Annotated in this window: 12 protein-coding genes; 6 read left to right on the top strand and 6 right to left on the bottom strand. The window is 63.3% G+C overall.

Features of this window, described 5'->3' with window-relative positions:
- Window positions 1-41: 41 nt before the first annotated feature.
- Window positions 42-1,127 (bottom strand): diguanylate cyclase, encoded by a 1,086-nt coding sequence (locus AC3A5O_RS12810; RefSeq protein ID WP_122568144.1) that lies wholly within the window; start codon window positions 1,125-1,127, stop codon window positions 42-44.
- 297 nt (window positions 1,128-1,424) lie between these two features.
- On the opposite strand from AC3A5O_RS12810, the gene AC3A5O_RS12805 reads away from it, so the two are divergent.
- The 6 genes from AC3A5O_RS12805 to AC3A5O_RS12780 all read left to right on the top strand — a co-directional run bounded on the left by AC3A5O_RS12805 (window position 1,425) and on the right by AC3A5O_RS12780 (window position 8,561).
- Complete coding sequence (locus tag AC3A5O_RS12805) at window positions 1,425-2,354, top strand: alpha/beta fold hydrolase (RefSeq protein WP_122568143.1); 930 nt, start codon at window positions 1,425-1,427, stop codon at window positions 2,352-2,354.
- Window positions 2,355-2,505: 151 nt separating this feature from the next.
- Window positions 2,506-4,005, top strand: coding sequence for a glycolate oxidase subunit GlcD (glcD, locus tag AC3A5O_RS12800; protein ID WP_354336856.1), 1,500 nt, complete (start codon window positions 2,506-2,508; stop codon window positions 4,003-4,005).
- The gene (gene glcE / locus AC3A5O_RS12795) at window positions 4,005-5,063 is read left to right on the top strand and encodes a glycolate oxidase subunit GlcE (protein ID WP_305492053.1); all 1,059 of its coding nucleotides are present in this window, start codon (window positions 4,005-4,007) and stop codon (window positions 5,061-5,063) included. The genes glcD and glcE overlap by 1 nt, the downstream gene beginning before the upstream one ends.
- Before the next feature lies 1 nt (window position 5,064).
- Window positions 5,065-6,285 (top strand): glycolate oxidase subunit GlcF, encoded by a 1,221-nt coding sequence (gene glcF, locus AC3A5O_RS12790; RefSeq protein ID WP_487753248.1) that lies wholly within the window; start codon window positions 5,065-5,067, stop codon window positions 6,283-6,285.
- Between the two features lie 88 nt (window positions 6,286-6,373).
- Entirely contained in the window at window positions 6,374-7,744 is a 1,371-nt protein-coding gene (gene hglS, locus AC3A5O_RS12785) for a 2-oxoadipate dioxygenase/decarboxylase HglS (protein WP_487753247.1), read from the top strand.
- A 298-nt stretch (window positions 7,745-8,042) separates the two neighbouring features.
- Window positions 8,043-8,561 (top strand): Hcp family type VI secretion system effector, encoded by a 519-nt coding sequence (locus AC3A5O_RS12780; RefSeq protein WP_487753246.1) that lies wholly within the window; start codon window positions 8,043-8,045, stop codon window positions 8,559-8,561.
- Window positions 8,562-9,069: 508 nt separating this feature from the next.
- Here the strand turns inward: AC3A5O_RS12780 and AC3A5O_RS12775 are convergent.
- The 5 genes from AC3A5O_RS12775 to AC3A5O_RS12755 form a co-directional block, all read right to left on the bottom strand.
- Window positions 9,070-9,243, bottom strand: a complete 174-nt coding sequence (locus AC3A5O_RS12775; protein ID WP_487753245.1) for a hypothetical protein — start codon at window positions 9,241-9,243, stop codon at window positions 9,070-9,072.
- A 26-nt stretch (window positions 9,244-9,269) separates the two neighbouring features.
- Complete coding sequence (locus AC3A5O_RS12770) at window positions 9,270-9,512, bottom strand: hypothetical protein (protein ID WP_122568137.1); 243 nt, start codon at window positions 9,510-9,512, stop codon at window positions 9,270-9,272.
- Between the two features lie 65 nt (window positions 9,513-9,577).
- Complete coding sequence (locus AC3A5O_RS12765) at window positions 9,578-10,648, bottom strand: lipocalin-like domain-containing protein (RefSeq protein ID WP_122568136.1); 1,071 nt, start codon at window positions 10,646-10,648, stop codon at window positions 9,578-9,580.
- Entirely contained in the window at window positions 10,638-13,109 is a 2,472-nt protein-coding gene (locus tag AC3A5O_RS12760; RefSeq protein WP_487753244.1) for an ABC transporter permease, read from the bottom strand. The genes AC3A5O_RS12765 and AC3A5O_RS12760 overlap by 11 nt, the downstream gene beginning before the upstream one ends.
- On the bottom strand, window positions 13,106-13,774 hold the full coding sequence (locus AC3A5O_RS12755) for an ABC transporter ATP-binding protein (protein WP_487753243.1): 669 nt from the start codon (window positions 13,772-13,774) through the stop codon (window positions 13,106-13,108). Before AC3A5O_RS12755 ends, AC3A5O_RS12760 begins: the two co-directional genes overlap by 4 nt.
- Window positions 13,775-13,972: the final 198 nt, after the last annotated feature.

Raw genomic sequence — 13,972 nt, 5'->3', positions numbered from 1 at the left:
ACCCGACAATCGAACAAGGCTCTAGACAGCAGGTGGCCATCTCAAAGGGAAACGACCGATTCCTCCAACACCTGCCGATTCCGGTAACAGGTGACCCGGTTGCGCCCGCCGGTCTTGGCGTCGTAAAGCGCCTGGTCGGCATCATTGAGCCAATGGGTCGCATCGCCATAGGCCGGGTTGAAGGCCGCCAGGCCAATACTCAGGCTCGCCTTCAACGTCGGGTTCTGTTCGTAGCCGAGCATCGCGAAGCGCTCACGCAAACCATCCATGGCCCGTACGGCATTGGCCAGCGTCAGGTCCGGCAGAATCACACAGAACTCATCGCCGCCATAACGCCCGACCACGTCGGCAGCCCGCAGGTTCTGATTGAGGATCTTGCCAAGCTGGCGCAGCACGATGTCGCCAGCCACATGGCCATAGGTGTCATTGATGGCTTTGAAATGATCGATGTCGATCAGCGCAAGTACGCCGCGCCCTGGCCCGTCATTTGGGTGACGCAGGCAGCGCTGGAACTCCTCGTTGAGGCGATCTTTCCAGGCGCCATGGTTAAGCAACCCGGTCAAGCTGTCGGTACGGCTCAGGGCCAGTAACTCGCGCTTTTGCCGGCCCAGGATGTAGGCCTGGCGATAGCAGAACCAACCCAGCGCCATCGGATACAGGCACAGCAGCGGCAGACAGGCGTAGATCTGCGCCGGGCTGGTCATGGGCACGCTGGTCAGCGGGAAGATCAGCACACCCACGACAATACCGGCCACTTGGGCCAGCGCCCCGATCAGCAGGAAACGCAGGCCGCCGATGGCAACGTTATTCATCGCCATCATCGCCAGCGTAACGGCCGTGGGCAATGGGTTGAACTGCATCGCCGCGACCCAGAAGCCGCCGAGCGCCGCATCGATCAATAAATTGAGGTGTTCTGTGCGGTACGGCCTCGAGCAATGTCGGCCCCACCAGTAGGCCACGTGTGGCCAGAGCAGGCCGTTGAACAGCATGAAACCCCAGACCCACGGTGCCGGTTCAAGGGGAAAGACGGCAGCACTCACCAACAGCAACCCCAGCGTCAGGCCCAGAAAGCGCGATATATAGAGCCTCCTGGCCAACGTCCGTCCCTTTTTTCCCGTTTTTTGCATAGAAGCCTCTGCACCGCGGGTTTTCCAAGTCACTGGAACGGGGGGTTACCTGGAGTCTATCAGGGCAGAATCAAATAGCCACTACTGAATGCAGGGGTATTTATTCTCCTTCAAATGCAGCGCCCTGCCGCAGATTTTGGCTATACATGACTCATCCGGCGGCTGTCATAGTTGGTATCAAAGCAAAAACGGCCATGTCATCGCGATGTGCTCGGGTTTCAGCTTCACTTAACACTGTCTGACCCGTCGGCTCAGACTGGCCGATCACATTCTGTCCTGACCCATGGAGGGCAAAACATGCTGGTGTTGTGGGTAGTCCTTGCTGTGTTTATCGCCTGGAGCTGGTTGACGTATCCCGGCATCGGCCATGTGCTGTACGACATGGGCATGGCGCTGGAGGCACGTCTCTACAGGTTGCACAAGATCACCGTCCCCATCAGCGAGATGACCGTGTCAACCTGGCAAGGCGGGCCCTATGAAGCGTCCGGCAGCATCCTGATGCTGCATGGCTACAGCGCTGACAAGAATCTCTGGCTACGCTTTGCCCGGCACTTTGTCAGCGACTACCGGGTGGTGGTGCCCGACCTGGCCGGCCATGGCGAAACCGGCTTCAAGGCTGGCGGCGGCTATGACATCCCGACCCAGGCCCGGCGGGTGATCGAGCTGCTCGACGCCTGTGGCCTGGACAAGGTCCATGTGATCGGCAACTCCATGGGCGGTTACCTCGCTGCGTGGCTGGCGGCCACGTCGCCCGAGCGCGTACTGACCCTGGCGCTGATCGACCCGGCCGGTGTCACCGCCCCCCAGGCCAGCGATATGGAACGCCACCTGGCTGCCGGGCATAACCCGTTCCTCGTCGACTCGCGGGCTGATTTCGCGCCGTTCTACGCAATGACCATGGCCTCCCCGCCCTGGGTGCCCAGCGTGGTGCTGGCGGCAATGGCCGAACGTTACGAACGGCGCCGCGATGAACTGGCGGAGATCTTCGTCGACTTTCGCGCCAGCCCGCCGATGGAGCCGCGCCTGGCCGACATCCGCGCGCCGTCGCTGCTACTCTGGGGCCGCAAGGACAGGCTGATCGACGTCAGCAGCGTGCCGGTGTGGAGCAAGGGCATCGCCGACTTGCGGGTGGAAATCTGGGACGGTATCGGCCACATGCCCATGGTTGAACGACCGGGGAAAACCGCGGCGCTGTACCGGGAGTTTCTCAAGGGGTTGGGGCAGTGAGCGCGATGTATAAAACAACATGAACCCAGTGTAGGAGCGAGCTTGCTCGCGATAGCGGCGACACATTCAACACTGATGCAAGCTGACCCGCCGCCATCGCGAGCAAGCTCGCTCCCACAAGAATTCGTGGCGACTGAGGGGTATCGACTCCATGAACATCCTCTACGACGAACACCTCGACGGCCCCTTGCCGAAGGTGGAGAAACAGGCTCTGCTGCAAGCCCTGCAGGCACAGGTGCCAGACCTGGACATCCTGCACCGCGAGGAAGACCTCAAGCCCTACGAATGCGATGGCTTGTCGGCCTATCGCACCACGCCCCTGCTGGTGGTCTTGCCCAAACGGGTCGAGCAGGTGCAAGCGCTGCTCAAACTCTGCCATGAACAGCACGTCCCGGTGGTCGCCAGGGGCGCCGGGACCGGTCTGTCCGGCGGCGCCCTGCCCCTGGCCAGCGGCGTGTTGCTGGTGATGGCGCGGTTCAACCAGATCCTGCACATCGACCCCGACGCCCGCACCGCAAGGCTTCAGCCGGGCGTGCGCAACCTGGCGATCTCCCAGGCAGCGGCGCCGTTCGGGCTGTATTACGCGCCGGACCCGTCGTCGCAGATCGCTTGTTCCATTGGTGGTAATGTCGCGGAGAATGCCGGCGGCGTGCACTGCCTCAAGTACGGCCTGACGGTGCACAACCTGTTGAAGCTGGAAATCCTCACCGTCGAAGGCGAACGCCTGACCCTGGGCAGCGAAGCCCTGGATTCGCCGGGCCTGGACCTGCTGGCGCTGTTCACCGGTTCCGAAGGCCTGCTCGGGGTCATCACCGAAGTGACGGTCAAGCTGTTGCCCCGGCCCCAGGTCGCCAAGGTGCTGCTGGCCAGTTTCGACTCGGTGGACAAGGCCGGGCGGGCGGTGGCCGACATCATTGCCGCCGGCATCATTCCCGGTGGCCTGGAAATGATGGACAACCTGGCGATCCGCGCCGCCGAGGACTTCATCCACGCCGGCTATCCGGTGGACGCCGAAGCGATCCTGCTGTGCGAGTTGGACGGGGTCGAGGCCGATGTCCATGACGACTGCGACCGGGTCCGCCAGGTGTTGGAGCAGGCCGGAGCCACCGAGGTGCGCCAGGCGCGGGACGAGGCCGAGCGGCTGCGGTTCTGGGCCGGGCGCAAGAACGCCTTCCCGGCGGTTGGCCGCCTGGCGCCGGATTATTACTGCATGGACGGCACCATCCCCCGTCGCGCCCTGCCCGAGGTGCTGCAGCGCATTGCCAGCCTTGGCGCCGAACATGGCCTGCGGGTCGCCAATGTGTTTCACGCCGGCGACGGCAACATGCACCCACTGATCCTGTTCGATGCCAACCAGCCTGGCGAACTGGAGCGCGCCGAAACCCTGGGCGGGAAAATCCTCGAATTGTGTGTCCAGGTGGGCGGCAGCATCACCGGCGAGCACGGGGTTGGCCGGGAAAAAATCAATCAGATGTGCACACAGTTCAACAGCGACGAACTGAACCTGTTCCACGCGGTAAAAGCGGCGTTCGATCCCCAAGGCCTGCTCAACCCCGGCAAGAATATTCCTACCCTGCACCGCTGCGCCGAGTTCGGTGCCATGCACATCCATGGCGGGCAGTTGCCGTTTCCCGAACTGGAGCGTTTCTGATGAGTGGCGAAGCCGACCAGGACGCCAGCGACCTGTTGCTCGATCAGGTCAATCGCGCACGGGCCAACACCACGCCGCTGCGCATCCAGGGTTCGAACAGCAAAGCCTTCCTGGGGCGGGAAGTGGCCGGCGAAGTGCTGGACACCCGCGTGCACCGTGGCATCGTCCATTACGACCCCACCGAGCTGGTCATCACGGCCCGGGCCGGCACCCCGCTGCGGGAACTGCTCGCCGCCCTGGAGGCCGCCGGGCAAAGGCTGCCCTGCGAACCACCGGCGTTCGGCGACGACGCCACGGTCGGCGGCATGGTCGCCTCCGGGCTGTCGGGACCGCGTCGCCCGTGGGCCGGTTCGGTGCGCGACTTTGTCCTGGGCACGCGCCTGATCAGTGGCCACGGCACCTTGCTACGCTTCGGCGGCGAGGTGATGAAAAATGTCGCCGGCTATGATCTCTCGCGCCTGCTGGCCGGCAGTTTCGGTTGCCTGGGGGTGATCACCGAAGTGTCGTTGAAGGTCCTGCCCAAGCCCCGTCACAGCCTGAGCATCCGCCTGGAACTGGACAGCAGCGAAGCCTTGGAAAAACTCGCCGAATGGGGCCGCCAGCCCCTGCCCATCAGCGCCGCCAGCCATGACGGCGACTGCCTGCACCTGCGCCTGGAAGGGGGCGAAGGCTCGGTCAGCGCCGCTCATCAGCGTTTTGGTGGCGAGGTGATCGACGATCAATACTGGACCGCACTGAATGAACATCGGCTGGCCTTCTTCGACGAAGGCTTGCCGCTGTGGCGCCTGTCGTTGCCCAACCATACCGGACCACTCGCCCTGCCCGGCGCGCAGTTGATCGACTGGGGCGGCGCGCAACGCTGGCTGAAAACCGATGCCGACACAGTGCAAGCCCTGGCCCATGAAGTGGGCGGTCATGCCACCTGCTATCGTCAGGGGGCCAGCGATACACCGTTCCAGCCGCTGGTACCGGCGCTGCTGCGCTATCACCGGCAGTTGAAGGCCCAGCTCGACCCGCTCGGGCTGTTCAACCCTGGCCGGATGTACCCGGAGATCTAGCATGCAGACTCGGTTCAGTGAGGAAAGCAAAAATCTGCCCCGCGCCGAAGAAGCCGAACGGATCCTGCGCAGTTGCGTGCATTGCGGTTTCTGCAATGCCACCTGCCCCACCTACCAATTGCTCGGCGATGAACTGGACGGCCCGCGAGGCCGCATCTACCTGATCAAGCAGGTGCTTGAAGGCCAACCGGCGACAGCCAGCACCCAACTGCACCTGGATCGCTGCCTGTCGTGTCGCAACTGCGAGACCACCTGCCCGTCCGGCGTGGATTACCACAACCTGCTGGACATCGGCCGGGCGGTGGTCGATCGCGCCGTGCCGCGCCCCGCCGGCCAACGTGCATTACGCCTGGGGTTGCGCAGCCTGGCCGCCAGCCCTGAACGGTTCAAGGCCTTGCTGCGCCTTGGCGCGGTCTTCCATCCGTTGCTGCCGCCGAACCTGAGTGCCAAGTTGCCCCACCTCGCCCCGTCCCACACCGAGCGCCCACCGCTGCGGCATGGGCGTAGGGTGTTGATGCTCGAAGGCTGCGTGCAACCAGGCCTGTCGCCCAACACCAATGCCTCGGCCGCGCGGGTGCTGGATCGACTCGGCATCAGCGTGATCCCCTGTGGGCAGGCCGGCTGCTGCGGTGCACTGGATTATCACCTCGACGCCCAGGCCACCGGGCTGGACCGCGCCCGACAGAACATCGACGCCTGGTGGCCGCACCTGGAAAACGGCGCCGAAGCCATCGTCCAGACGGCCAGCGGTTGCGGCGCCTTCATCAAGGACTACGGGCACCTCCTGGAACATGACCCCGCCTATGCCGCCAAGGCCAGACAGGTCAGCGAACGGGCGCTGGACCTGGTGCAAGTGCTCGGCAAGGAACCGCTGGAACAGATTTGCGCGGCCAGGAACCAGCGCATCGCCGTCCATTGCCCGTGCACCTTGCAGCACGCGCAGAAACTCGGCGGCAGCATCGAAGCGCTGCTGACGCGGTTGGGTTTCAACCTCACTGCGGTGCCCGACGACCATTTGTGTTGCGGTTCGGCCGGCACCTATTCGCTGACCCAGCCGGCCTTGGCGCGGCAGTTGCGCGACAACCGCCTCAATGCCCTGGAAAGTGGCCAGCCGGAGATGATCGTCACGGCCAACGTCGGCTGCCAGAACCACCTCGACGGCGCCGGTCGCACGCCCGTGCGGCACTGGATCGAGCTGGTGGATCAGTCCTTGGCAGAATGAAGTCCTGAAGATTCTTCGTTTGCCGGGACCGGCGAAGGCTGCGATCTTTCGTTCAACTTTCCCACAGCCCCCGCCAGGAATTCTCACGATGAACTTCGTCAGCCCCGACCTGATCCGCCAACGCTTCTCCAGAGCGATGTCCGACATGTACCGCGACGAGGTGCCGCTGTATGGCGCGCTGATGAAGTTGGTGGAACACACCAACGCCCAGGTGCTGGCCGAACAGCCGCCACTGGCCGCCCACCTGCGCAGCACCGGCGAACTCGAGCGCCTGGACCTGGAACGCCACGGCGCGATCCGCGTCGGCACCGCCGCCGAGCTGGCGACCCTGGGGCGGCTGTTCGCGGTCATGGGCATGCAGCCGGTGGGCTATTACGACCTCACGCCGGCTGGGGTGCCGGTGCATTCCACAGCGTTTCGCGCCGTGCATGAAAGCGCGTTGCAGGTCAGCCCGTTCCGGGTGTTTACCTCGCTGCTGCGCCTGGAACTGATCGAGCATGCCGAGCTGCGGGCCTTTGCCGAGTCGGTGTTGGCCAAACGGCAGATCTTCACCCCCGGCGCCCTGGAGCTCATTGACCTGGCCGAGCGCCAGGGTGGCCTGACGCAAGCCCAGGCCGAGGACTTCGTCCTACAGGCCCTGGAAACCTTTCGCTGGCACCACAGCGCCACCGTCACCGCCGAACAGTACCGGCAACTGAGCGCCCAGCATCGCCTGATCGCCGACGTGGTGGCGTTCAAGGGCCCGCACATCAATCACCTGACGCCGCGCACTCTGGACATCGACATCGTCCAGGCGCGGATGCCCGAGCATGGCATCACCCCCAAGGCCGTGATTGAAGGTCCACCCCGTCGCCGGTGCCCGATCCTGCTGCGCCAGACCAGTTTCAAGGCACTGGACGAGCCCGTCGCCTTCACCGACCAGCCCCAAGGCAGCCACAGCGCCCGCTTCGGCGAAATCGAACAACGCGGCGCCGCGCTCACGCCCAAGGGCCGCGCGCTCTACGACCAATTGTTGAACGCCGCACGCGATGCGCTCGGGGCGTTTCCCAACGAAGCCAACGCTGAACGCTACAACGCGCTGATGGCCGAACACTTTGTCGCATTCCCGGATAACCACGATGAGCTGCGCCAACAGGCATTGGCGTATTTCCGTTATTTCCCGACGCCCAAGGGCCTCGCCGCCAAGGGCACCCTCGGGCAAGCAGCGTCCCTGGAACACTTGCTCGAACAGCAATACCTACGTGCCGAGCCCTTGGTGTACGAGGACTTCCTGCCGGTCAGCGCCGCCGGCATCTTCCAATCGAACCTCGGCGATGCCGCCCAGAGCCATTACGCCGGTCAATCCAACCGCCAGGCCTTCGAAACGGCGCTGGGGCGAGCGACCATTGATGAGCTGGGACTGTATGCCCAGACGCAACAGCGTTCCATCGATGAGTGCAAGACTGCGTTGGGCGTGTAGGAACGAGCTGAAAGATAAGACGGCAAGAAGTTGCCTGACAGGCGCGCAGCGCGGCGCGCCTTTCTCGGTGATTCTGCTCGGGTAACGCGGTGTCCGGGTAGGTCGCGAATATCTGCAATGGGCTAGGCAAGGATTTGTGCGTTTTGTTGTCCTTCTTGAGGAAATAGCCGCCCACTTTTAAATCAACTTATTGATATATAAAGTTTTTTTGAAAATGGCATAACACTTGATAACCACCAGGCCACCTCGGGGCGATTCCCGTCCCAGGCCCTTAGTTATCCAGGAAGGAGAGCACCCCTTGGCTACCCCCGCATACATGTCCATCGTCGGCACCAAACAAGGTCTGATTACCGCTGGCGCGTTTACCGCAGACTCGGTGGGCAATACCTATCAGGAAGGTCACGAAGACCAAATCCTGGTACAGGGCTTCCAGCACCAGATAATCATCCCGCGCGACCCCCAATCCGGCCAGCCAACCGGCCAGCGCCTACACAAACCCTTGGTTATCACTAAGGTGTTCGACAAAGCCTCACCCTTGTTGCTGGCGGCCCTGACCAGCGGTGAGCTCATGGAAGAGGTTTCAATCCAATGGTTCCGCACTTCGAAGCTAGGCGCTCAGGAACACTACTTCACGACCACGTTGTTCGACGCGATCATCGTGGAAATCCAGGATTACATGTTCAATTGCCAAGACCCCGCGAACGCTCACTTCACCCATCTGGAAGACGTGCATTTCACGTATCGCAAAATCACTTGGACCCACGAAGTCAGCGGCACCTCGGGCTCCGATGACTGGCGTTCACCCGTCGTCGACTGACACTGGAGAGCAGCCGCTCACGCATCGGCCAACGCTGTTGGTCGATGTGCCTTCAAATAATTGACAGTTATTGATTCAGGACGGTGTTCGCCCAGTGCGACGGCCTCGGCAATCCATGCACTGGTAAAGAGCCTGACACTGGGCGAACGGGGACAATAATAATGGAACTTTCAGAATATGTCCGCGAGACCGTTTAAATAATTGTTTATGTTTATTGTAACTGCCCACGACTGATCATGACTCACGCGTTCGTACAGTCACATTTGAGGACTGGCCCTGACCCGTGGCGAGGGAGCCTGCTCCCGCTCGGGCGCGCAGCGGCCGCTTTTGGGGGCTGCTTCGCATCCCAGCGGGAGCAAGCTCCCTCGCCACAGTATTTGGATGACAACTCATACGCTCGCTGTACAAACACTTATACAGAACATGGACAAATACAAAAAAGTTATCCATGTAGGAAAATTAAACAGTCATTAAAAACTCTTTTTAATACCAGCCGACGTGACGTACTTCAGCCACGCCGCCCGTTTTTTTGCGCATCGGTGTCCCCCGCTTCAGGGTCACCCTGTTGCTGTTTGCGCTTGGCCGGATCATTGGGCCGCAAGGCATCGTTATCGCGCTCCACTTCACCAGGCAACGCCGGCTCGTCCGGGTTCTGCGACGGTTGATCGGGGCTGTGTTTCATGGCGAACTCCTTGGGTCTTTCGGGATTCAGGCATCGGGGTCGGCGACTTCTTCAGCGACATTGGCATCCGGAGAGCGCTGGTGCAGTTGCTCGGCCTGGTTCTTCAAATCCTGCCAACGCGCCAGATCGATGGCGCCCCGGCCGAACAGGTCATTGGCCACTTGCATCAGCTCGGTGAAGTGGGCATCGGGGGACTGCTGCCAATAGGCCTTGTCGTCGAACAACTGCTGCCAGTCGGCCAACGATGCAAGTTTGAGGTCATCGCTCATGGCGGGCTCCTGCGAGGCATTCATCAGTTATGAGGGTCGACATTCGCCGGGAGTTCCGGCGATTCTCAGTAGCCGGTCATTTCCAGGTAACCCGTGCCGCCCTGGTTGCCACTGAGGCGTACCGGGCCCTCCCAATAGGGAATGCGCAGGTCCATCCAGGCCTTGGGATTGAGTGCCTGGGTGGTGATGTCGAGTTGCTTGCCGGGGATCTTGATGGCCCAACGCACCGGCATCGAGCGCCCGGCGACCTTGGCGGAGTCCAACGGCACGAGGCTGATCTCCCCGGCCTGCAGGGTTTGCGCCTGGCCCTGGGCGTCGATCCAGGTGCCCGTCAGGTAAGGCGCGCCGTCCTTGTGGCGCATGCGATAGAGCATCACGTGCTCGCCGTTGTCCAGGTGCAGGGAGAACCAGTCCCAGCCGGTCTGGTTGGCGGTCAGGGGCTGGCTGCTCCATTCGCGGTCGAGCCAGGCCGGGCCGCTGACCATGTAACGCTGGCCGTCGATTTCCAATTCACCGCTGGCCTGGAAAAACGGCTGGCTGTAGTAGTACGACGCCTGCCCCTGTTCGGACTTCTGGCTGAAACCTTGATCGCCCTGCAACACCAACGGGCGGCTCGACGTCAGCCGCAAGGCATAGCTGAAGCGTCGGTCGCGAGCCTTCAATTGCATGTCCGCCAACGGCTCGGCCGCAGCAGCCTGACTGGTAAACTGCCAGTCGTCGATCCAGGCATCGAAGGGCTCCGCCCGCACCCCAGCCTGCCCCACCCCGCCCCGGGCATAACGCTCGGCGGCATGGTGCGCGGTGGCGGAAGTGACCGCCGCGTGGCCGAGCCAGATTGTCTGGTTGCGCCACCCGCTGGCTTGGGGCGCGGCGTTCAAAGCGCTGCGAAACAGCGTCCATTGCACGCCGAATTCCCGGCCCTGGGCGTCCTTGAGATTGGCGGTGACGTACCACCACTCGATGCGGAAACCGTCATGAAGGCCATGGTCGGCCGGGAAACTGAACACCCGCCCAGGCACCACCGGCGTGAACGCGACAGCCTGGTCGCCGAGACCAGCAAAGCCCTTTTGCGTCGGCGCCGAGTCATCACAACCGCTGAGCAAGGCCAGCAGCAACACGCCGATTTTAATCTTCATGGGCAAAGGTCCTCAGCAAATCCGCCGGCTGCGTGCGGTACAACGCATACAGCGGCCAGGCCGATGCCAGCAGCGTGGCGAGCATCGCCAGGGCCAGCAACTGCACCAATTGCAACGGGAACACCCGCAACGGCAGCCGCCAGCCGAAGGCCTGCACATTGATCACCGCGTCCAGACACCAGGCCAGGGCAATGCCCAGCGGCAAGGCCAGGACCAAGGTCAGCAGCGCCAGCAACCAGGTTTGGCCGAGGTTGAGCAACATCAATTGTCGGCGCGTCACCCCCAGCGCCCACAGCGGCGCCAACTGGCCGAGGCGACTCTGGCTCTGGGTCAGCAGGCTGATGAACAACGCCACCCCGGCCACCGCCAGGGTCAAGCTGTTAAGGGCCGCGGTGGCGGCGAAGGTGCGTTCGAACACCTGGGTCGACCAGCCCTTGAGCCGGGCCTGGTCGACGATGCGGCTGTCATCCAGGTTGAACCGGCCTTGCAACGCAGTCAGCAGCGCCGGGATCGCGGGCGGTTCGATGCGCAGGTTGAAACGGTTCGGCGTCAGCTGCGGCCAGTGCGCCAGCAAGTGATCGGCGTTGACCAGCACATGGCCCTTGGGATTGCCGTAGTCAGCGTAGATACCGATGATGCGCAATGCCCACGGGCCCTGTGGTGTCGGCAGGGTCAACTGATCGCCGATCCTCACCTTGAGGCGCCGGGCCAGTTGTTCGCTGAGCATAAGGGTGTCGGCGCCGGCCAGTTGCTCCCACGGCTTGTCGCCGGACGATTCCAGCAGCGGCCAATGCTGGCGATAGTGAGGGTGATCGATGATGCCATGGATGTCCGTCGGCCAGCCCTGCAACGGGATCGAGACTTGCCAGAGGGGCACGACGGCCGTGATCGCCGGTTGCTGCTTGAGCCAGGTGTGCAGTTGTTCCGCCTGCGCCGGGGTTTGCGGGTTGATGTACAACTCGGCGCTCAGCCGTTGTTCGAGCCAGTTGCTGAACGTCTGGCGGAAACCGGCGGTCATGCTGCCGGCGCCGATGTTCGCCGCCAAGGCCAACAGCAAAGCCATCAGCGCCAGGCTCAACGTCGGCAATTGCTGGCGACAATCGGCGAGAAACCATTGCCCGAGCACCGAGCGGTTGCGGCGCAGCAGCTGCTTCAGTGCACTGTTGAGCAATACCGGCAAGGCCAGCGCCGCACCTAGCAACAAAGCGGTCATCAGGACAAAACCGCTGGCCAGGCTGTCACCCCAGATCAACGCCGAGGTGGCAATCAATGCCGCCCCTGTCGCCACCCAACCCTGGCGACGCAGCCAGCGCCCATGGGCCTGATGCCAGGCCTGGGGATTGGCCAGCGCCAGCAAGGGCAGGCGCGCCGCCCGCAACAGGCTGTCGGCGCCGGCCAGCAGCGCGCCGAGCAGGCTCAGGCCGACACCGCTGAGCCACCACCCCGGGCTGAGGTTCAAGTGCCCGGCCACTTCGGCACCGTACAAACCCCGCAGGCTCGCCGCGACATCGGGCAACAACAGGCCCGCCAGCCAATAGCCGCTGAGCACCCCGGCGATCCCCCCCAGCAAGGCCAGCGCGCCCAATTCGATGGCCAGACTGGTGACCAGCACCCGCGCACTGACGCCACAGGCCCGTAGGGTTCGCAGCAGGCTGCGGCGCTGTTCGAGGGCCAGGCCGATGGCCGCGTGAACGATGAACAACCCCACCACGAACGATAAAAACCCCAGGGCGTCGAGGTTCAGGTGAAAACTTTCGGTCAGGCGCGACAGGTTGTTTTCTTCATCGGCACGCTTGAATTGCAGCCGATCGCTGAAGGCCTCCGGCAACGCGGCGTTGAAGGTGGCGGGCAATAACAGCCGCGACAGCTGTTCCGGCAAGCCGAGTACCGCTTGGGCAAAACCGATGTCCATCAACAGCACGCCGGGCGCCATGTCCACCTGGACGTGCAACGGCGGCAGGGCTCGCCCATCGACTGTACGAGGCCGGTCGCCCTCCCCCAGCCCCAAGGCCTGCAAGGTCTGCGGGGCGATCCAGGTGCGACCGGGGTCGGTAAAGAATTCCACCACCTCGCTCATCTCCCGCGCCTGCCCCGCCAGTGCCGCACCGGGCGGCAACGATATCGGGTCGATGCCCATCAGTTGCAGGCGCTGATCCTCGTGCCCCTTGAGCTGCACCCGAGCTTGCAACACTGGCGACACCGGCCAGCCCTGGCGCCGCAAATCGACAAACCATTGCTGAGCAAAGGTGCCGCCACCGGGTGCATTGAGGCTGGCCTGGGGTTCGCCACCGATCAGTTGGCTGGCCCGAGCGTAGCTGTCCCGGGCCTGACTGTTCAGCGCTTGCACGCCAGTGAGCAGGCTGGTGGCGAGCCAGAGGCCGGTCAGCACACTGAAGAATTGCACCGGGTGTTGGCGCCAATGGCTGAACAGGGCCTTGAGGGTCTGGCGAAAGATCATCACCCCTGGGCCACCTGCGCCAACCGTCCGCTGTGCAACACCACGCGCTGGGCCAGGCGCGCCGCCACCCGTGGACTGTGGGTCACCATCAGCAGGCTGGTGTGGCTGCCCTCCAGCAGTTCCAGCAACAGTTGCAGCACTTCGTCGCTGGTGGCTTCGTCAAGGCTGCCGGTGGGTTCGTCGGCCAGCAACAAGGGCGGTCGCGAGGCCAGCGCCCGCCCCAGCGCCACCCGTTGCTGCTGGCCGCCGGAAAGCTGCTCGGGATAACGCCGCAACAGCGCTGCAAGCCCGAGCCGCTGTACCAGATGGGCTTGCCAGGCCGCGTCATAGCGGCCGCACAGGCGCGCCTGAAACGCCAGGTTGTCCTCCACCGACAAGCTGCTGATGAGGTTGAACTGCTGGAACACCAGGCCGATTTCCGTGCGTCGCCAGTTCGCCAACTGACTTTCGCTCATGCCGTCGAGCCAATAGTCGCCACTGCGGATGCTGCCGCGATCGACTCTGTCCAGCCCGGCGACCAAGTGTAGCAAGGTGCTTTTGCCACTGCCCGACTCCCCCATCAGCGCCAGGCTGCTGCCGGGCATCAGGGTCAGGTCGACACCCTGCAACACCGGCAACGGGCCTTGGGGCGTGGGGTAGCTTTTAAAGACATCGCGGACTTCAAGCATGAAAAGGCTCGATGGATGAACGTGAGGCTCAGGATAGCGGAGTTGAGGGGCGGTCCCACTCACGGGTTTTCTCATCGCTCGTCGGGTTGGGGGTGTATATCCGTTTCTGCGGTAACGGCTGCTGGCGGTTCCGCTCTTACAGCGGGTCACTTTTGAAGAGCCCGGAAGCCGGCCCAGTCAAAAGTAACCAAAACGCTT

It is taken from the genome of Pseudomonas sp. Soil_N_39 (assembly GCF_057655955.1).
Note: the sequence above shows the minus strand (reverse complement) of the source record. Positions and strands in the feature narration are given on the sequence as shown.